The following is a 19023-nucleotide window of genomic DNA, read 5'->3' as shown; positions in this document are numbered from 1 at the left end:
TGCCAATGACAGGCATGTTCGCTTACGTTTTTCCAAAACGAATCCTGCCTTGTGAAAAGTGCAAACTGCCAGACGCTTCGGGGCACCTTGCTGTACATGCCGGTAACATTGTATTGCTACTGACTCGGCGTTTGAATACCGTAGAATGGCTTTATAAATCACTACCAAATCGTGCGATCTTTTTTCACTTTTGCACTATGTCTGCAACAACCAAAAAAACACGGATCGTCATTATCGGCGTAGGTGCCGTTGGATCCACAACGGCTTACACCCTCCTGCTTCGCAACCGCGTGGATGAACTGGTGCTCATTGACGCAAACAAAGCAAAAGCCGTTGGCGACGCACTCGACATGAACCATGGACTGCCGCTGCTGGGCGCGGCCAGTGTTTGGGCCGGCACCTACGAAGACTGCCGCGAGGCCGACATTATCATCATCACGGCGGGAGCAGCCCAGCGTCCTGGCGAAACAAGGGTAGACCTTCTCAAACGCAACGTGGCCATTTTTGAAAGCATCACCACCGAAATGCTGAAACACAACCAGGACGGCATCCTGCTCATCGCCAGCAACCCGGTTGACATCATGAGTTATTTCACCTGGAAAAAATCGGGCTGGCCTGCACGCCGGGTGATCGGGTCGGGCACCCTGCTCGACAGTTCACGCTTTCGTTATCTCATTGGCGAAAAACTGAACATCGATTCTCGGAGCATCCATGCGCACATCATTGGCGAGCACGGCGATTCGGAACTGCCTCTCTGGAGCCTGGCCAACGTAGCCGGTACGGAGCTGTCGCTGAGCGAAGAAGACAAGGCGGAAATCTTTGCAAACACCCGGGATGCCGCCTACAAGATCATCAATGCGAAAGGCGCTACCTATTATGCCATTGCGCTTGCACTGGACCGCATCTGCACAGCCATTTTGCGCAACGAAGCTGCCGTGCTCAACGTTTCCACTTTATTGAACGACTACCATGGAATCAGCGACGTGTACCTCGGGATTCCCTGCGTGGTAGACCGGTCGGGAATCCGCGAGGTTCTGCCCCTGTCCATCAGCGAACAGGAAGAAGAACTGCTGAAAAAGTCGGCCACAAAACTAAAGGGGTTGATCCAGTCGATTGTTTAAATGGGGAAGCCAGGAAAATTTGTTGAAGGACGCCACAGATTTTAGCCGTCCAGCTAAACACCCGTAGCAAGAAGTATTTGTGGCACAGGTTTTACACTGTTCAGGAAAACAGTTTGCCATGATAGCATTGGAATTTAAGGAGTTGGTGGAAGTGAGCACCCCCAAAGGCGATGGCTATATCTGGTACATGATCGACTACGGCCCGCATTCGGATACATTGTATACCATCATCCTCAAAGAAAACGGCGAATGCTGGCAAATGTGCCACAAGGATTTTCGCATCAAGCAAAACACCACCATGGGCATTTGCAGCAGCTACCAGAAAAACGGTTTTTACAAACAACCGGTAGTAGAGGGCCAACCGGTGAACCAATGATCCTTAATTCAGGCTTCCAACAGCCACCGGCGGAACATGGGTGCCGTTTCCTGGCTGATGATGATGGAGTGATCGATATCGGGCAGGACAAGATCCACCCAAAGTTTCACTCGCTCGTAAGGCTTAAAGCTTTTGATGTAGTTGATGTTTAAAATGTACTGCCGGTTGGCTCTGAAAAATGTGTTTTCATCCAGCTCTGTTTCCAGGTCGCAAAGGTTTTTATCCACCATGAATTTGCGGCCCGTCCTGTCGAGTGCATGCACAATCTTGTTCTCGGTGTAGAAAAGAACGATGTCGCTCAGTGGCATGGTAATGTTCTCGATACCCTTGCGCACCAGGATGCGTTTTTTTCTTCCCCCATTGATGTACTGCAGCAACTGGCTCATGGCCTCTTCCGGTTTTTCGTGGGTGAAATGGCGCTCCAGGCCCTTGTATTTTTTCAGGGCCTTTGCCAGGTCTTCTTTATCAACGGGCTTCAACAGGTAATCGATGCCATTGTTTTCAAAGGCATCCAGCATGAACCGGTCATAGCCGGTAATGAAGACCACCGGTGCGGTATTGTTCACCTTTTCAAAGATGGAAAAGGAAAGGCCGTCTCCCAGTTGCACGTCGCTGAAAATAACATCCACTTTGCCGTTGGCGGACAAATAAGAAACGCCACTTTCCACGCTGTCCAGCACTTTCAGGATCAGGATCTCCGGATCCACTTCACGCAGCATTGCCGACAGGTAGCTGGCGGCCCGTTTCTCGTCTTCAATGATCACTGCTTTTATCATAACGGTTGGTTTGTTTTACAACTGGAAGTTTGACCAGGAACCGGCTGGCCGTTCGGTGCACCAGCACATTCTGGTTGGTGATGAGCCGGTAACGTGCCTTCAGGTTGCGCAGCCCCACTTTGGTGGAGTCGGCTGCATGAAGCTTGGGCCGTACCGGGTTGGATACGCAGATGTAGGCACCGTTCATCGCCAGGGACACAACCAGCGGCTCTTTCTCCGAAAAAAAATTGTGCTTCATGGCATTTTCCACCAGCACCTGCAGGGTGCAGGGAAGAATAAAGGTTGCGCCGTTCTGCGGCTCGATGGTGTTTTCGATACGGATTGTGTCGTCGAAGCGGATGCGCAGCAGGAAATGATAATTGTCGAGGAATTCCAGCTCTTCCCGCAGGGGCACATAATCCACTTCTTTGTTTCGTAAAAAATACTTGTAAATGTTGGAGAGCTTGTGAACAAACTTGTGCGCTTTCACGGCATCTTCCTTGACAAGAAGCGACAGGGTGTTCATGCAGTTGAAAAAGAAGTGCGGATCGAGTTCGTTCTTCAACACCGTCACTTCGGCCTGCAGCCGCTCCCTGTCGATTTGCTGCAACACCCGGTTATCCAGCTCTTTTTCGATACTCAGAAAAACAACCTCGTACAACAGCGACAGGAGTATTCCGCCAACACCGCCAATTAGTGTGGCCCGTATCACCGGCCCGGGAAGAAAAGTCAGTCCTGCCAGCCGAAGCCAAACCACGGCAAAGACAAAGCACAGGACAGCCGCATACAGGCCCGGTACCAGGGAAAGAGTCAGCAGCTTTAAAAGGATGTTTTTTTTCAAGCGGGGAAAGGTCCGGAGGTTACCGGTAAAGCGCACCACGCCAACCCAGGCCAGGTATACGGCAACCGTAAAAAAACACCCGGCCAGTGCAAACTGTAAAAAATTTTCGGAATGAAAACGCACCAAACCTGCCAGCAACGGAATGCAAAAGCCCATCAGCGGAATGAAAAGTCGTTTGATGAGTTGGTCTTTGATCATAAGAGATGACCGTGTTCGTTTTTGGTGTCATTTCAAATCTATCATAGGCAAAGCAACCGGGGCGTCTGATTTATTCGTTCGGAAGTATTTATCGATAAGTGGTAAACGGTGGCAAAGCCGCATTATTGTTGCAAAAAACCGTTTCCCTTCCCCTTTCATTTGCACCCAAAAAATTGTAGCAAAAAAGCACGCAGTATCCTGTATTGGTTTGCTACCGGCTCATTTTTCCGGCATTCCGGCAGCTTGTCTTTTTAAACCGGGACGCCGCTACCCCGCGATCATCGTACTGCAAGAAAAGGTCGTGAATGAATGGCAGCGCTTACCCGGCCGATAGCTGTTGCCGCTCATCAAAAAGCTCATTCTGCGTTCGTTCATGCAGTGCTTTTAAAGCAAGGCAAACGGCTGTTGAAACAGGAATTTCAATACCCGGAACAGGGCTGCAAAAACTCCCGTTCCGCACTTGTAAAAAGACTTGCTTCAGGGCACAAGCCAACGCTATTTTAACAGCCAGGACCTGCACAGTGCCGCGCAACAAAAATCTAGTTTACCTCCCAAAACCACACAAACATGAAATCACTTCTGGCGGTCTTTTCGTTCCTGTTTCTGAACGCTTCCGATGATTCGCTCCTCATCGTCGACAGAGACCTGAAACATCCACCGGCACAATCAACCGAATTCACACTTCAGCACTACCTGCGCAGAACCTTCCCGGTGTATGCTGCAGATGTACAGAACCTCACCGATGCCGTGGACGAAGCGGTAAAACTCGTTGACCGCAAACCGGCAAGCAGTGTCCTCGACACCATTGCCGCCGGCCACACAACGATCCTTTTAGCTACCGAAATCGATGGAGCCAACACGATCAACATTACCCTGGTTACAGAATTGGACGAGTCGCATGCCTCGTACAGCTTTGCACTGGTGCGCAACGAAGCTGATGTACGAAAGGCCCAGCGACGGCTGCTCGACTTTGCCACCTACCTGAATCAATAATAGCCAACTGCCATTAAGAAGTGCTGTTGCTTTTGTGAAATGTGAAACGGGAGACCGAAGTGTACGTCAATCGAAAAAGTCCCACGGCTTCACGTCTGACGTCTCACATTTCACGACGGCCTGGCAACCGCCGCTTTTGCATACATCAGGCTTGCAGGAGGAAAGAAAGATCGCTGCCTGGAGAAAGGAATTTTCTCTCAGCAATGGCCGTAAGCGCAGGTTGTTGAAACAAGGCAGCATCCTGCGTTCCCAGGAACTGAAGTCGATCCCCGTTCCTGTGCAAGGCTGTGCCTTCGGGCAAGCCCACCACCGGCACACCGGGATTGACCAGCAGAAACTCGTTCAGCCGCTGGTCCCTTGTCTCGCCATGAAATCCTTCGATCACCACGTTGTAATAATGCGGGTTGAGCTGGAAGGGCAAAAAGCCAAAGGCCGTAAAACTCTGGGGTTGAATAATGGGCATATCGTTGGTGGTACAGATCGTTCGGCCGGCAAGGTTGGAACCGGCACTCCAGCCGATGTAGGGCTTTCCGTTTTCTACACTTTCCCGGATCAACGCAAACAGGTCATAGCGGTAAATATCGTGCAGCAATTTGAAGGTATTGCCGCCACCCACTACAATGCCGTCGGTCGCTTCGATCACGGCTCTTCCGTTCTCCGGCGTTACCAGGCAAAGCTCGTGCGGCAAGGAAGAAAGCCCTTCTTTCACCTTCGCGAGATAGGATTCGTCGTTGTTATCGGCTGTGGCAAAAGGAACAAAGGCAAGCCGCAGGGGCTTGGCACCCAAAAACCCGTTGATCAGGGGAACAGCCGCAGTCAGGTAACCGCCGTCTCCGACTCGTGAACTACTCAGCGCCAACACATGCATAGAAAAAGAATTGAGGCGGCAAAGGTAAATTCGGAGCGCTTAGGTAGGATCATAGTTGACGGCATAATTCACCCGCAGCGTGCCGTTGCCATAGCGCTTGCTGTTGAGAAAGGAAAGCCAAACTTTTTGCTTCAGCACATCCACCATCGGCTTGCCGGCGCCCAGTAAAACAGGGATGAACGAAATCGCGATTTCATCAACGAGGCGAAGATCCAGGAACGAGGCAAGAAGGTTGGCGCCGCCAAACAGTGCAATGTCCTTCCCTTCCCTCTCTTTCAGGCTTTCCATTTTGGCCTTTACATCGTCGCGAACCAATACAAAACCTTTTTCGGCCTCCTGCAGCGTGGTAGAGAAAACATAATTAGTAATGCCTTCCTGCGGGCCGCCGTACATCTTCAGTGCAGCTTCGTACGACCGGCGGCCGAAAAGAAAGGTATCGAATCGTTTCAGCTCTTCGGCAAAATCGATCTTTTCGTCAATGATGATCCAGTCATATTCCCCTTTGAGCCCTTCAATGTAGCCATCAACACTGGCGGCAAAACCGGCAACAATTTTTCGCATGGAAACATTTTTTGGTGTGTTAGAGAAATTCAATCCCGGCAGGATCAGGTAATGCGTTCTCGGCAGCTCTTGCTTCGGCTTCAAACCGGTTGTTGCGGTAGCCCCTGCGAAGGCTTTCCCACAGGTACAAAACCGTGAACCGCAAAAAACCGTAGCGACGAAACTGGCGCACATGCTCCACTTCGTGCCGCACCCATGAAGGGCACTGCAAAAAATCGTCGCGGCGCACATTCCAGAGATGGATCGTCTGCCCGACAACGATCGCCACAGATTTTGCGTTCAGCTTACGGGCGGCCAGGCGTGCCACCAGCGTTCCTTCCCTGATTCTGATTTTCACCAGGGCAAATTAAAAAGAAATACACAGCCTTCCGTTGTTGGAAAAGCATCAAAGCGAATTTGGATAAAAAGATCGCGAACCCGTTCTCAGAGCGTCGTGATCGGGCTGTAGCGCGGCACCAGCGATTTCATGATGACCCAGGCAATAACATAAGCCACGGCACATACCGTGAACATGATCGTGTAACCGGTTTGCACGTGGCCCAGCGCTTTGTAATGATCGAACAAAGCCCCGCCGACCTTAGAGATGACTACACCACCCAGGCCGCCGGCCATACCGCCAATGCCCACAACGGAGCCCACCGCCTTTTTGGGAAACATATCCGAAACCGTCGTGAAGATATTGGCGCTCCAGGCCTGGTGAGCCGAGGCCCCGATCCCGATAAGCAATACCGGAAGCCAGTAACTGATTCCTCCCAGGGGTTGCGCCGCCAGCACCACCAGCGGGAAAAGAGCGATCACCAGCATGGCTTTCATTCGGGCATCGTAAGGCGCCAGTCCTTTCTTCATGAAATGCACGGGAAACCATCCGCCGCCAATGCTGCCAAACATGGTGAGGCTGTACAACACGGCCAGCGGTAGCATGATCTGCATTTTTTCCATCCCGTATTGCGCCTTCAGGTAAGCCGGCAGCCAGAAAAGAAAAAACCACCACACGCCGTCGGTCAGGAATTTGCCGATGGCAAACGACCAGGTTTGGCGGTAGCCCAGCAGCCGCAGCCAGGAAATGCTTTGCGGTTGTGGTGTCGTGGTTGCTGATGGAACGCCACTGGCCGATGTATCATCACGGTCGCTGTTGATATAGGCCCATTCTTCTGCCGACAGGCGCTTTTGTTTTTCCGGTTTATCATAATACCGGTGCCAGAACAAAAGCCATAAAAAACCAATCACGCCAACGAGGATAAAAGCGGCCTGCCAGCCCCATTTCATTTCGATCCAGGGAACGGTCAGCGGTGCCAGGATAGCACCCACATTGGTGCCCGAGTTGAAAATGCCGGTGGCAAACGAACGTTCTTTTTTGGGAAAATAATCCGCCGTGGCTTTGATGGCGGCCGGAAAATTTCCCGCCTCCCCTATCGCCAGTACAAGCCGTCCCACCATAAAACCAGCAACCGAAACCGTAAATGCCGTAATGCCCACCCAGCCCAGGGCGGTCACCACCGCCGTGCCGAAGGGAATTGCAAGGGCGTGCAGCAAGGCACCGACCGACCAGATGATAATGGCCCAGGTAAAGCCACGCTTTGTTCCCATGCGGTCGATAATGCGGCCCGCAAAAAGCATGGAGATGGCATAGGCAAACTGGAAAACCGATGTGATGTTGGCGTAGTCGTTATTGGTCCAGTGGTATTTTTCAGCCAGCGTAGGCTGCAGCAGGCTCAATACCTGCCGGTCGAGATAATTGACCGTCGTGGCAAAGAAAAGCAGCGCACAGATGGTCCAGCGATAGTTCCCGGCAGGTTTCGCTTCCGCGGGCAGGTTGGTGGTAACGTGTCTTGGTTCTACTTCTTTGATGATCATGAAAGGGAGTTAAAGCGTTAGCAATCGATCCGCAAGGAAGATAAGGCAAATTGTGTTGCGGCAGTCCGAACAAAGCATTCACTCAGCCTCCTGCGGAAAAAAGAGAGCGAAACTATGCAATGTCCTTTACTAGCGCCAAAGCTCTCTGTGTGGCCTCTTTGAGGCCTTCGTAATCCTGCCGCTCGATCAGTTCTTTCGAGATCAGTTTGCTGCCCAGCCCAACGCCTGCCACGCCTACACTGAACCAGCTACGGAGATTCATCTCTTCGGCTTCCACGCCGCCTGTCACCACAAAACGCAGTCCGGGAAAAATATCTTTGATAGCAGTGATGTAAGAAGGTCCCAGGATGTTGCCGGGAAAGATTTTCACCAGCGTGGCGCCGGCGTTTTCGGCCCTGGCGATCTCGGTGGCTGTCATGCAGCCCGGCACCCAGAGCAGGCCTGCTTTTGAAACCAGTTTGCCCACCTTGGTATTGAGCGAAGGACAGATCACGAAATCGGCGCCGGCATCGACAAAATCACCGGCGGCTTTTTTTGTTTTGATAGTACCCACACCCAGCAACAATCCGGGCATCCGTTCATCCACCGCCTTTCGCAGCTGTTGAAAATTGTCGAGTGCGGCCTCTCCCCGGTTGGTGTATTCCACGGCCCTGATGCCTGCGTCGTACAGCGCTTCGAGAATTTTTGTGCTCACCTCCGCACTGTCGTGGTAGTAAAGCGGCAATATTTTTTGCGAAAAAAGAAGGTCCAGCGCTTGTTGTTTTTTATCCATGATGTCGTGCATTTTTGTGAATCTGGTCTACGGTCGCCGCGGTCGCATCGCCTTTGATAAAGTGTTTGGAGAAAGCCGCCGTCCAGCAAAATCAATAGTCTCCTGCGGAGAAAATTCCTGCCTGCTTCCAAAGATCGCCCCTGCTATGAGCCTATCGCCACTGTCCACTTGATCGACAATCAACACTGCACCGCCAACAAAGACCCGCACATGGTGTTGCCGGATCCAATGGTGCAGTCTTTCAACCAGGCAAACCGGCCCTTAAGCCTCAGAACGAAACAACACATTTTTCTGTGCTGCTGCGGAAGGCCGCTTCGATCACCCGCACGGTATTGACACCGTCCTGCGCCGCCACCGGCGCCGGCGCACCATTGCGGATGGCTTCGTAGATGCCTTCAAAATAGTCCATGTAATTGCCCTGCAGCGTGGGCACCGTTTCGCGAATCACTTCGCCATTCACTTCGGTATGCAGCAGTCCTCTTTCGGTCACCAGTTCGATGCCCCAGTCGGGAGTGCCGGGTGTTTTACCGTTTTGCAGGGCCGCCTCCTGCACATCGGCCCGCCACTTGATGAACGAACCTTTTGAACCATGGAGGATAAACGAAGGCAGGGGCTCCCGCACCAGGTAACTGCCGTGCAGGCGAACCCGCAGCGCCGGGTAATACAAAAGGAGTTCAAAATAATCATCCACCTTGCTGATGGGACGAAGGATGCGGATGTCGGCAAACACGGCTTGCGGCAGGCCAAACAGGTGAAGGGCCTGGTCGACCAGGTGAGAGCCCAGGTCGTAGAGTGCGCCGGTACCGGGCATCGGGATTTCCTTGTGCTGTTTCGAACTGAGTTCTTCTTTGTAGCGGTCGAAATGAAATTCGGCCTCCACGATCTCACCCAGCCATTGCTCGGCCACGATTTTTTTTACGGTTTTAAAATCACTGTCCCAGCGCCGGTTTTGAAAAACCGACAGCAGCTTGCCTTTTTGCTGTGCCAGTGAAATGAGTTCTTCTCCCTCGCTTGCGTTCACCACGAAGGGCTTTTCCATCACCACGTTCTTGCCGGCTTCCAGCGCCTTTTTTGCATAGTCGAAATGGGTGCTGTTGGGAGTGTTGACGATCACCAGTTCCACCGACTCATCGGCCAGCAATTCGTCGAGGGTGCGATACGTTTTTACATCCGGGTAATGCTTTTGCGCTTCGTTCTTTGTGCGTTCCCAAACGGCATAAAAGTCGAAGCCTTCGTGCACGTTCAGAAAAGGCGCATGAAAAACACTGCCGGACATGCCGAACGAAAGAACAGCGGTTTTGATGGGTTGCATGGTAAATGGTTTGGCGATCGTGCTGGTTTTCCTGTGCGTTTATTTCACCGTCGGAAACCCTTTGTCGATCCAGTCGGTTTTGAGATTATGCGAAAGGTTGAGCAGTTTGTAATTGGAATAGCCAAGGTCTTTCAACGTGGCAATGGCGGGACGCACATTGGGACAATGCTCAAAGGGGCAACAGCCGCAATACACCACAATGGAGGCATCTTTGGCAACGCCGCTCAATTGCTTTTTGAGCTTGTCCACGTTTTCTTTGTCATTGGTCATGCCGATGGCGGTGGAATGCGGAATGGACGCTCCGGGACCAACAGAAAGAATGAGAGGCAACTCGTTTCCTGCTGCCAGTGTTTTCGCCAGGTCGGCCGGTTCCATCAATTGCTCCTTTGTCCAGTTCACAGGATTCTGTGCATTGGACTGGCAAACGAGCAAAAACAACAAAGCGAAAAGAGCAAGGGCTTTTTTCATAAAAAGAATTTGCGCTAAAGATAAACAACGAAGCCGATCGCCAAGGGCTATCAGCAATTTTAAGAAAACCCATAGAGCGCAAATTTTTGGCGGACATAGGCGAGGATGCAGGTCAAATCGGGCAGGATTCGTTTGGGTAAAAAGAGAGCGGGAAAGGCTGTTGATGGCTTCCCGCCAACGGCTTTTTTTCATCGGCGCAAAGAACCTTGAACCGGCACGTTGGCGAAACGCCACAGTGAGCAAAAGTACCATTTGACAGAGACGCTGACGGCCGTAACCCCGACCAAAACGCAATCCTTGCCTACCTTTGCGGCCATTCACTCATCAACGAAACACTTAGCATGCTGAAGAAAGACCACACCGCTCCCGGCGGCATTCCCATTTCGCTTTCCCTTGAAGATACCCTAATCCAATCCGGAAGCAGCACCAAAACGACATCAGATAAAAGCCGGCTCCTGTACATCTCCCTTTTGGCCGTTGGTATTGGTGGTGTAATTGCCGTCGTTGCCAAACTGCTGGTTTACCTGATCAACTTTTTTACCAACCTTTCTTTTCATCACCGCCTGTCGATCGAAGCTGCAAGTCCTGCGACAAACACCTATGGCCTGTGGGTTATTGTCATTCCCGTTGTCGGCGGCCTGTTGATCGGCCTGATGGCGCTGTACGGATCGAAAGCCATTCGCGGACACGGCATACCCGAGGCCATGGAACAGATCCTGACCAACAAAAGCAAGATCAAACCGGCCATTACATTTTTAAAGCCTGTTTCAGCTGCCATCTCCATTGGCACCGGCGGACCGTTTGGTGCCGAAGGACCGATCATCGCAACCGGTGGCGCCTTTGGTTCCACCATCGGGCAAATCCTGCGCATCTCGCATTACGAGCGGAAGATCCTGCTGGCAGCAGGTGCCACGGCCGGTATGTCGGCGATTTTCGGAACACCCATCGCGGCGATTTTCCTGGCCATTGAATTGTTGTTGTTCGAATTCTCACCACGCTCCATTATTCCGGTAGCACTGGCCTGCATTACCGGTGCGGCGGGTCACCATCTTTTATTCGAAGATGGTTACGTTTTTCCCATGCCGGCCGTTTCTGTTCCCGGCAACGAGGCGCTGGCTGTTTACAGTGTGATCGGGATCGTTATTGGCCTGCTTTCCGCACTCGTCACACGCATTCTTTACTGGGTCGAAGATGCGTTTGAAAAACTTCCCATACACTGGATGTGGTGGCCGGCCATCGGCGGACTGGCCGTGGGCATCATCGGCTATTTTGCTCCCCGCACGCTGGGTGTGGGTTATGACAACATCACGTTACTTCTTTCCGGCAAGCTGGCCTTGCAGGTAGTGGCATCGCTTTGCGTGCTGAAATTTCTTTCCTGGGCCATTGCGCTTGGCAGCGGCACATCGGGAGGAACACTGGCACCGCTGCTGACAATCGGTGGCGCCACGGGCATCCTGCTGGGCATGGCGGCTACCTCTCTTTTTCCCGGCGCTGGCGTAGTGCTGCCTGTTGCGGCTATGATCGGCATGTCGGCCATGTTTGCCGGCGCCTCCAGGGCGCTGCTTACCTCCATCGTATTTGCAGTGGAAACTACCGGCCAGGCCAACGCTTTGCTGCCGCTGCTGGCGGCCTGTATCGCTTCGTATCTTATCTCGTACTTCCTGATGGAGAACACCATCATGACGGAAAAGATTGCCCGCCGCGGCGTGCAAACACCACACATTTACGAGCCCGATATTCTAGACCGCCTGACCGTGCAGCAGGTCATGACCGCAGAAGAATTTGTCTTGAGTGCCGACAGCACGCTGGAAGAAGTGCGGGCCTGGCTCACGGCAAACAAAAAGGCCCAGCGCAATTTTTACATCGTGGCAACATCCGACGGTACGTTCCGGGGCGTCGTCAGTGGGTCCAACCTGTTCAGCATGCACCATCCTACCGACCGCCTGACCGGTGAATTGATCAAACGAAAAGCCTTTACTGTTACCCAAAACGAACCGCTGAAGGCGGCCGTTGAAATGATGGCAAACGAAAACATCGATGTGTTGCCCGTAACGGATCCGGCCACCCAAAAAGTGGTGGGGCTTTTATCGTACAAGGATATTCTGCAGGCGTACAAACACCAGTTTGCCGAACACGAAGCCAGCACGCATATTTCGCTGCGCAGAAGAACACTCAAGATTCTTTTACACGGCAAACGGCGCCTGACCATGCTGAAAACAGTTGAGGAACAATAAGGCTATTTTACTAATGAATAGATAATGTGTCGGCAGTCAGCAATTGGCGTCGATTAGGACATTCACGGATGGCTGATTGCCGACTGCCTCCTCGTTCTCAACCGGCCCATCCAGTTTAAAACGGCAACCTATTTTACTTCAATTCTTTTTGCAGCGCTTCGATGGCGCAGGCGAGATAAACCATTGGCGCCTGCCAGTTGATAGCAATTTCGTTGGAAGCATAGGAACAAACACTGTCCACATAAGCCAGCTCCGGTTCGGCAGAAGGATATTGACACTTGTCCTGCATGCCCGGGTTGGGCCCGCCGGACAGCAGGCCCGGAACGGGATCATCGATGCCATCCGCTTCCGACGGACGGTGGTGCGGGTGCATCACCCGCTTGCTGCCAATGCCGGTAACGAACGAATAGCCCGTTGCGTTTCTTCCCAGGATGTAATCCAGATTAGTCAGTGCGCCATCCAGGTAGTTTTTGTTTTTGGTGAGCAGGTAAGCCCGGAGCAAGAGAATGCCCTGGTTGGCCGCCACGGAGTTTCCGCCCCAGCTAAAATCTTTTACGTTTTGTCCCATCACGGTGGCAAAGGCATTGGCGCCAACATTCGACAGGTACGTGGTAGCTATTTTGAGCACCGTGTCTTTCATTGCTGCAATCGTTGCTTTTGCTGCCGGAAGGTTATTTTCCATGCGGATCATTGTGTAATAACCCAGCATGGCCACGTTGCCCCAGGAAGGCAACTGCGCCGGGTCTTTCATTCGTTCCTGCACAACCGACAGGTAGATTGTCTCTTTTGTGGTGGCAAACAATTCGGCAGCCGCCCACAGCCATTCGTCCTTAAAATTTCTGTCGCCGTATTCACCGGTGGTGATGTCGGGATCGTATTTCGGATTGATCTCCCGCTGGCTGTAGATTACCGCAGGATTCTTCTCCGCCCACTGCCAGGCCTTCACGGCTGCGGCGCGGCAACTGTCGGCCAGTCCCGGAAACTGTTTTGAAAATTTCTGCAAGATCCGTGCGGCTTGTGCGGTCACGGCCGCAAAGTCAAGCGTGGCCGCCGTGCCTTTTTGCACCACGTAGCGGGGCAGTTTGGTCACTCCCGGCATCACCATACCATCAAAGGCGGCATTTGTCAGTTTGTGATACACACCACCATCAGCCGGGTCCTGCATGGTGAGCATCCAGCGAAGGTTATAAAGCGCTTCATTTAAAATATCGGGGACGTCATTACCGCCTTCCGGGATAACCACATTCAGCTTGCTGAAGTACTGCGGAAAATCTTCGTAAGCCGAAAGCAACGTACCCATCGTGATACCCGAGTTGACGATGTACTTGTTGTAATCCCCGGCATCGTACCAACCACCGGGAGAAGAAAGCACCGTACCGGCGGGACGCTGTTCAGTGGCCGCCGACGGATGCACCAAAACAGCGGTATCGGGATGGCCGGCAGGACGGTTCCATTTGCCCGCAAATTTCTTCTCGAGCGGCATGTCGGAACGGATAAAGTAAAATGCTTTCAACACGGTCTTTGCCGCATTGTCGTGAACGTTGTCGCCGATGGTAAATGCATAGGATGTTGCCACTCCCGGTACCGAAACCACGTATCGGCCTTTTTTGGTGAACGCACTGAAGTCTGCAGTCCGTGTGATGGTGGACGAATACCGCGATGGTTTCTCGTCTGAAAGCTTACCGGTAAACAATTTCACCCGGCCATCAGGCGAGGTTATGAAAAAGGTCTTCGCATCTGTTTTTCCGGTCACAACCGCAATCTTCGGCGCTGCAGGATAAAATCCCACCTGGTTTAATTGAATACGCTCTTGTACGGTCTGTGCATGTCCTGTCACTGAAACAAGCCATGCGCAAAGGGACAGAACGTTTTTAGACAATCGCTTTCCCTTTTTTTCTTTTAACCGGCATGTATTATCTGCTAATCTGCCTGACAACGGAAGCATACCGTTACCTGTTGCCAGCCATCTTACATTCCCAAGAAATATTTTTCTGTCCATTTGTATCTGATAATTGAAAAGATGATTGGTTTTAGACGTCACTGTATATTCGAATTATTTGTCAATGACCATGTACACGACCGAACGGGCGGGAAGGGCAACTTTGATACCGCCGCTGGTTGATGCGGAATAGGGTTTGATGGTCGTGTATTCCGTTGCAGGACCGCCCGATGGTTCACTGGGACCCATATTGTTCACATAAACCTTTCGCGAAAACTCGCCATTGTCGGTGCCGCCGGCCAGGGTGTACCAGTAAAACCGGCTGCCCGGCTTAGCGTTGTCCAATCCTACCTGCACAAGTTTTGCAGTCTTGTCTTTGTTTACCAGGATCACGCCTTTTTCACCCGAAGTAAACGACGACGCATAAGCCAAAAGGCCGGTACCGCCATACAGAAAACTGGAGGAAAGCATCCGGTCGCCCATCATTTTTTGAAAATAATACATGTAATAAAAGGCCGGCCGTGGATTCCATTTGCTTACACCGGGTTCATCGCCGATGTTGAACAGGCCGTGATCATTTCCGTTGGCCCATCCGTTGGCCAGGTCCCAGCGGCTTGTCATGCCGTATTTGTTTTTGATAGCTTCGCCCAATAGGATCGTTGCATGCATGCCGTTGATGAAAGACACCTGTTGCAGCGAACCTTCCGACGTAATATTCCATTCATCCAACGCAACCGGTTTTATCGTTACTCCCGCCGCTGTCATGTTTTGCTTTACATACGTCATCATGGCCGTGGTGTTATCGCTTGCCGTTGCCAGGATCGCGTCGGCCGACGCATTGGTTTTGTACGGCGTATAGTAACTGTGAATGACATAGTAATCCGGCTTGTTGGCAACAGCTCCAAAGACTCCGCTGTTCCAGCCTTTGTCGGCGGACGTTTGCCAGTTTTCGGGCTGCTTCTCTAAAATGTAAGCGCCGATGTAGATGGTTTTGCCAATCTCCTGCGCGGCTTTGCGCATCGAGTCGATAAACACGCCGACGTGCTGTCCATACAAAGCGCCGGTTACCATTTCCGGTTGCCCGTCCCTGTTTGCAACAGTATTGATGCGGTACCCGGCTTCCCAGGTACCGTTGCTCTCATTGCCGATCTCCCAGTATTTGGTGCGGCCATTGTCGTAGCGCACCCAATCTGCCGCCAGGTGCGCCGCCTGCGCAACCGGGTTAGGACCGGTACCATAACGGGCATAACCGTAATTAACAGTGATCAGTCCTTCGCTACCGGTTTGCTGCCGCAAGCGATAATAATTATCGACAGAAAACGTCCACGGGTCCGTGTTTTTTCCATACCAGTAATACGGCGTAAACGGTTTCCCCTCGGCATCCAGCAGGGATGCCGGCACATCTGCCGGCAGTTTGTTGTTTTCCGCATTCCAGAAGAACACATCACTGATGCTTCCGCCCGGAAAGCGAAGAACGGTTGGCTTCAGCGTGCTGAGGTGGTTAGACAGCGCAGGCTCCGTAACAATCTGTGTCATCCAGGTATTGGTATTTTGGCCAAAGGTGAACGAAGACACTTTCGTGATGATTTTCGACGCATCGATTGTCACCAATGCGGCCGGGGATTCCGTCGGAACTGCTGCCTCGGTGTAAGCGGTAGGCACGGTGAAGTTTTTGGGCGTCCATGTATCAAGAAAAAAACCGATGGTGTTTTCAACAGCAGGCTCCGTCGGCGTCACCACAGCGCCGCCGCCTGTGTTGCCGCCGTTCGCGTTGCCGCTGCCACTGTTGCTGGTTTTTTTACATGAAAATGAAAAGACAAGAACCAGCAATACGCTCAAAAAATGCAGCTTTTTCATTCGGTTGGATTATTTCATTTTTATCGTCAATGTCTTTCCGCTATATGTAACGGAATCAACGGCACCGTGCGGCACATCTATGCCCGCCTTGTTGTCTTTGGTAACCCACACAATGTTGAACCGGCGTTGCTGCAGCATGCCGTTGAACGAACCTTTGCGTTCACCGATCGTCAATGTTTTGCCAGCCTCGTTGTATTTCATCGGGATGACGGCAAAGGCACCTTTCTCGTAATTGTAATTCGTGCCTTCGTCTTCATAAAGATTGAACGAGCCATCTGCACCGGAGTACACGTACAGCGTGATTTCCTCAGCCGGCTTTTCCGACGTGTATTGCAGCTCCGGGCCGAACGGCAGGATGGAGCCGGCTTTTACATACACCGGCATGCGTTCGTAGGTCGCATCGGCGTTGATGCGGTTGCCGCCGCTTACAAAGGTTCCGTTGTAGAGATCAAACCACCCGGCGCCTTTTGGCAGGTACACCTCGCGACTCAGTTGCTTATAATTGATCACCGGATTGATCAACAGCGAAGGACCAAACAGGTATTGATCGTTGATGTTGTTCACCGCTGTGTCTTTGGGGAAATCCATCACCAGTCCCCGCATGAGGGTGCCGTCGTTGTGATAAGCGGCACCGGCCAGCGAATAGATGTAGGGCAGCAGGCGGTAACGAAGCTTGTTGTAGTACAACATGCTTTGATAAGCCGGGTGTGTTTCGGGAGCGATGTTAAAAATTTCGCGGTAGGGAAACTGGCCGTGTGCACGGAAAAGCGGTACAAAGGTGCCAAACTGGAACCAGCGGGTGTTCAGTTCCCGCCATTCTTCGAGGTCTTCTTCGTTGGGTCTTTCATATCTTCTTTCCACGGCAAAACCACCGATGTCCATCGTCCAGTAGGGACTCCCCGACATGGAAAAGTTGGTGCCGGCAGCGATCTGGTCTTTCATGTCGTGCCAGCGGGAAGCGATGTCGCCGCTCCACGTGGCAGCTGCGTAGCGCTGCTGCCCTGCAAAGGCCGAACGGGTGAGGATGAACACACGGGTGTTCGGATTGGTCCCCCTTTGTCCTTCGTAAATGCCTTTGGCATTTTGCATCGGGTAGGCATTGAGGTAAGCCGCAGCCGGACCGTTGTACAGTCCCACCATTTGCTCCTTGCGCTTTTGCGGCGACACGTTGGAAAGAATATCCGGCTCGCTGGCATCCATCCACCACGCATCCACGCCTTTGGTGTACAGCTTTTTGTTGAGCAGGTCCCAAAAGCCTTTTTGCGCGGCGGGGTTGAACGGATCATAAAACGTGGAAATATAGCCTTGTGCGATCCAGTCGCGCTGCCTGTCGGCGATGTTGCGCTTGTACAACCAGCCCTTGTTGTTGAAGTCTGTATAATTGGGGATGCCCTCGTAAAACTTGGGCCACACCGAAATCATGAAATGTGCGTGGTACTGGTTGTGCAGGGCCTGGATCATGCTCTCCGCGTTGGGGAAACGCTCTTCGTCAAATTCCTGACTCCCCCACTCGGCCTGTTTCCAGTAGCTCCAGTCTTCCACGATGTTGTCGAGGGGAATTCTGCGCTTGCGGAACTCTTCCACCACATCCATGATTTCCTTTTGCGTTTTGTACCGTTCGCGGCTCTGCCAGAAGCCAAAGGTCCATTTGGGTAACAGTGTTGCCTTGCCCGTTAGTTTGCGGTAACCGGCGATCACGTCATCCATGTTTTGGCCGTAAATAAAATAGTAATCGAGTGCCTTGCCGGCTTCGGAAGCAAAGCTGTAGCTGTTCCGCTCCTCTTCGGTTTGCGGCGGCAGGAATTTCGCGGTGAGGTAAGACTCCCCGCCACTGGGAATCCATTCCAGTTTAAAACTGTGCTTCTCTCCTTTTGCCAGCGCCACTTCCGTTACGACGGAACCGGGGTTCCAGGATTGCCGCCAGCGGTCGAACAGCAGCTTGCCGTCGATCCAAAGCTTTGCATACCCACCGTAGGTAAACCGGAATTTGTGCACACCGTTCCACTCGGAAGCGATGCTTCCTTCCCAGGTCACCACGCCGTTTTCCGGCTTGAAGGCTGCGGGTAAAATGAGTTTGGAATCACCCAGGAATTCCATGTTGATGCCGGATTCGGCTTTTTGCAAAACGGCGTCGGCGGGCTTGCTTTTGTCGTTGCTGTAGGTGGCGGTGAGCCAGCCCTGGTCCCCGTCTTTTGAATAAAGTTTCAGCGCATTCAATTGCTGGTAGGGACGCACATCGCCAAACTGCGTGACGGAAGCATTGTCCCACAAAATGCCGTAGTTCTTTTTAGAGAGCAGGAAGGGCACAGCCACTTCGGTGTTGTTCTGCCACAACAATACCTGGCTCCCCTTGTAGTTCATCACGGCATCCTGGTGCTGGCCCAGGCCATACAGGGCATCATCAGACGACGTTGCGAAATCCTGCCGCACACTGTACAAACGTTTTCCTTCAAAAACCTGCGGCTGCAATTGGCGGCCCACTTCTTTTTCTGCCAGGATCTTTTTTCCCGCTGCATCAAAGAACTGCACGGCGCCGGTTTGCAGGCTGACGACGGCCGTCAGTCTTGCGGTTTTCAGGCTCACCGTTGCTTTTGTGTTGGTTACCGTCCACTTTGCCGCTGGTGTTTGCTTCAGCACAACAAGACTTGTATCAGGCTGCATTTTTTTATCGGCAACAGCGATCACCCGGATGATATTGTCAGCTATCACTTTCAACTGCACGTCTGTAGCCCCGCCGCTAAACGGCGCATCGGGATGCACAATAAGGCCGTCACTTGTCCTGGTAAAATCACCTGCAAAAACAGAAAATGAAAACAGCAGGAAGCCAACAGCCGCACACCCCGCTTTTACCAACGAAGGATGGATACATTTCAT

General features: G+C 52.3%; 16 protein-coding genes. 4 read left to right on the top strand and 12 right to left on the bottom strand.

What is annotated here, in order from left to right:
- The first annotated feature begins 197 nt into the window (after window positions 1–197).
- Together D6024_RS18650 and D6024_RS18645 are read left to right on the top strand one after the other, a co-directional pair.
- Window positions 198–1121 carry an L-lactate dehydrogenase gene (locus D6024_RS18650; protein ID WP_121356271.1) on the top strand — a complete coding sequence of 308 codons (924 nt, stop codon included), beginning with the start codon at window positions 198–200 and terminating at the stop codon, window positions 1119–1121.
- Between the two features lie 118 nt (window positions 1122–1239).
- The gene (locus tag D6024_RS18645) at window positions 1240–1497 is read left to right on the top strand and encodes a hypothetical protein (protein WP_121356270.1); all 258 of its coding nucleotides are present in this window, start codon (window positions 1240–1242) and stop codon (window positions 1495–1497) included.
- An 8-nt stretch (window positions 1498–1505) separates the two neighbouring features.
- On the opposite strand, the gene D6024_RS18640 is transcribed toward D6024_RS18645, so the two are convergent.
- Window positions 1506–2273, bottom strand: a complete 768-nt coding sequence (locus D6024_RS18640) for a LytR/AlgR family response regulator transcription factor (RefSeq protein WP_121356269.1) — start codon at window positions 2271–2273, stop codon at window positions 1506–1508.
- A complete protein-coding gene (locus D6024_RS18635) occupies window positions 2251–3291 on the bottom strand; it encodes a sensor histidine kinase (protein ID WP_121356268.1) in 1041 nt (346 codons plus the stop codon). Before D6024_RS18635 ends, D6024_RS18640 begins: the two co-directional genes overlap by 23 nt.
- 567 nt (window positions 3292–3858) lie before the next feature.
- Here D6024_RS18635 and D6024_RS18630 point away from each other — a divergent pair.
- On the top strand, window positions 3859–4284 hold the full coding sequence (locus tag D6024_RS18630; protein ID WP_121356267.1) for a hypothetical protein: 426 nt from the start codon (window positions 3859–3861) through the stop codon (window positions 4282–4284).
- A gap of 145 nt (window positions 4285–4429) precedes the next feature.
- Here D6024_RS18630 and pepE read toward each other — a convergent pair whose 3' ends face one another.
- From pepE to D6024_RS18595, 7 genes are all read right to left on the bottom strand, one after another.
- Entirely contained in the window at window positions 4430–5152 is a 723-nt protein-coding gene (pepE, locus tag D6024_RS18625; RefSeq protein ID WP_121356266.1) for a dipeptidase PepE, read from the bottom strand.
- Window positions 5153–5191: 39 nt separating this feature from the next.
- Window positions 5192–5713 (bottom strand): dihydrofolate reductase family protein, encoded by a 522-nt coding sequence (locus D6024_RS18620; RefSeq protein ID WP_121356265.1) that lies wholly within the window; start codon window positions 5711–5713, stop codon window positions 5192–5194.
- Window positions 5714–5732: 19 nt separating this feature from the next.
- Window positions 5733–6050 carry a DUF4157 domain-containing protein gene (locus D6024_RS18615; RefSeq protein WP_240410086.1) on the bottom strand — a complete coding sequence of 106 codons (318 nt, stop codon included), beginning with the start codon at window positions 6048–6050 and terminating at the stop codon, window positions 5733–5735.
- 86 nt (window positions 6051–6136) lie between these two features.
- Window positions 6137–7567: an MFS transporter gene (locus D6024_RS18610; RefSeq protein WP_121356263.1), complete on the bottom strand. Its 1431-nt coding sequence runs from the start codon at window positions 7565–7567 to the stop codon at window positions 6137–6139.
- A 112-nt stretch (window positions 7568–7679) separates the two neighbouring features.
- Complete coding sequence (locus D6024_RS18605) at window positions 7680–8339, bottom strand: bifunctional 4-hydroxy-2-oxoglutarate aldolase/2-dehydro-3-deoxy-phosphogluconate aldolase (RefSeq protein ID WP_121356431.1); 660 nt, start codon at window positions 8337–8339, stop codon at window positions 7680–7682.
- A 268-nt stretch (window positions 8340–8607) separates the two neighbouring features.
- Window positions 8608–9651 (bottom strand): Gfo/Idh/MocA family oxidoreductase, encoded by a 1044-nt coding sequence (locus D6024_RS18600; RefSeq protein WP_121356262.1) that lies wholly within the window; start codon window positions 9649–9651, stop codon window positions 8608–8610.
- A gap of 39 nt (window positions 9652–9690) precedes the next feature.
- A complete protein-coding gene (locus D6024_RS18595; protein ID WP_121356261.1) occupies window positions 9691–10119 on the bottom strand; it encodes a rhodanese-like domain-containing protein in 429 nt (142 codons plus the stop codon).
- A 341-nt stretch (window positions 10120–10460) separates the two neighbouring features.
- Here D6024_RS18595 and D6024_RS18590 point away from each other — a divergent pair, with 341 nt between their 5' ends.
- Window positions 10461–12353, top strand: coding sequence for a chloride channel protein (locus D6024_RS18590; protein ID WP_121356260.1), 1893 nt, complete (start codon window positions 10461–10463; stop codon window positions 12351–12353).
- A gap of 133 nt (window positions 12354–12486) precedes the next feature.
- On the opposite strand, the gene D6024_RS18585 is transcribed toward D6024_RS18590, so the two are convergent.
- From D6024_RS18585 to D6024_RS18575, 3 genes are all read right to left on the bottom strand, one after another.
- The gene (locus D6024_RS18585) at window positions 12487–14298 is read right to left on the bottom strand and encodes a glycoside hydrolase family 9 protein (RefSeq protein ID WP_121356259.1); all 1812 of its coding nucleotides are present in this window, start codon (window positions 14296–14298) and stop codon (window positions 12487–12489) included.
- A gap of 108 nt (window positions 14299–14406) precedes the next feature.
- Window positions 14407–16149 carry an alpha-L-arabinofuranosidase gene (locus D6024_RS18580; protein WP_121356258.1) on the bottom strand — a complete coding sequence of 581 codons (1743 nt, stop codon included), beginning with the start codon at window positions 16147–16149 and terminating at the stop codon, window positions 14407–14409.
- Window positions 16150–16158: 9 nt separating this feature from the next.
- The gene (locus tag D6024_RS18575) at window positions 16159–19023 is read right to left on the bottom strand and encodes a TIM-barrel domain-containing protein (protein WP_121356257.1); all 2865 of its coding nucleotides are present in this window, start codon (window positions 19021–19023) and stop codon (window positions 16159–16161) included.

This window comes from Flavisolibacter nicotianae, from assembly GCF_003628535.1.
Taxonomy (GTDB): domain Bacteria; phylum Bacteroidota; class Bacteroidia; order Chitinophagales; family Chitinophagaceae; genus Flavisolibacter; species Flavisolibacter nicotianae.
This window is presented reverse-complemented; position numbering and strand designations above follow the sequence as displayed.

Bases quoted from the DNA above. Each gene is read 5' to 3' on its own strand.
- D6024_RS18640 (WP_121356269.1), bottom strand. From the start codon at position 2,273: ATGATAAAAGCAGTGATCATTGAAGACGAGAAACGGGCCGCCAGCTAC.
- D6024_RS18630 (WP_121356267.1), top strand. From the start codon at position 3,859: ATGAAATCACTTCTGGCGGTCTTTTCGTTCCTGTTTCTGAACGCTTCC.
- D6024_RS18610 (WP_121356263.1), bottom strand. From the start codon at position 7,567: ATGATCATCAAAGAAGTAGAACCAAGACACGTTACCACCAACCTGCCC.
- D6024_RS18585 (WP_121356259.1), bottom strand. From the start codon at position 14,298: ATGCTTCCGTTGTCAGGCAGATTAGCAGATAATACATGCCGGTTAAAA.
- D6024_RS18580 (WP_121356258.1), bottom strand. From the start codon at position 16,149: ATGAAAAAGCTGCATTTTTTGAGCGTATTGCTGGTTCTTGTCTTTTCA.
- D6024_RS18645 (WP_121356270.1), top strand. From the start codon at position 1,240: ATGATAGCATTGGAATTTAAGGAGTTGGTGGAAGTGAGCACCCCCAAA.
- D6024_RS18620 (WP_121356265.1), bottom strand. From the start codon at position 5,713: ATGCGAAAAATTGTTGCCGGTTTTGCCGCCAGTGTTGATGGCTACATT.
- D6024_RS18650 (WP_121356271.1), top strand. From the start codon at position 198: ATGTCTGCAACAACCAAAAAAACACGGATCGTCATTATCGGCGTAGGT.
- D6024_RS18600 (WP_121356262.1), bottom strand. From the start codon at position 9,651: ATGCAACCCATCAAAACCGCTGTTCTTTCGTTCGGCATGTCCGGCAGT.
- D6024_RS18635 (WP_121356268.1), bottom strand. From the start codon at position 3,291: ATGATCAAAGACCAACTCATCAAACGACTTTTCATTCCGCTGATGGGC.
- D6024_RS18590 (WP_121356260.1), top strand. From the start codon at position 10,461: ATGCTGAAGAAAGACCACACCGCTCCCGGCGGCATTCCCATTTCGCTT.
- pepE (WP_121356266.1), bottom strand. From the start codon at position 5,152: ATGCATGTGTTGGCGCTGAGTAGTTCACGAGTCGGAGACGGCGGTTAC.
- D6024_RS18575 (WP_121356257.1), bottom strand. From the start codon at position 19,023: ATGAAATGTATCCATCCTTCGTTGGTAAAAGCGGGGTGTGCGGCTGTT.
- D6024_RS18605 (WP_121356431.1), bottom strand. From the start codon at position 8,339: ATGGATAAAAAACAACAAGCGCTGGACCTTCTTTTTTCGCAAAAAATA.
- D6024_RS18595 (WP_121356261.1), bottom strand. From the start codon at position 10,119: ATGAAAAAAGCCCTTGCTCTTTTCGCTTTGTTGTTTTTGCTCGTTTGC.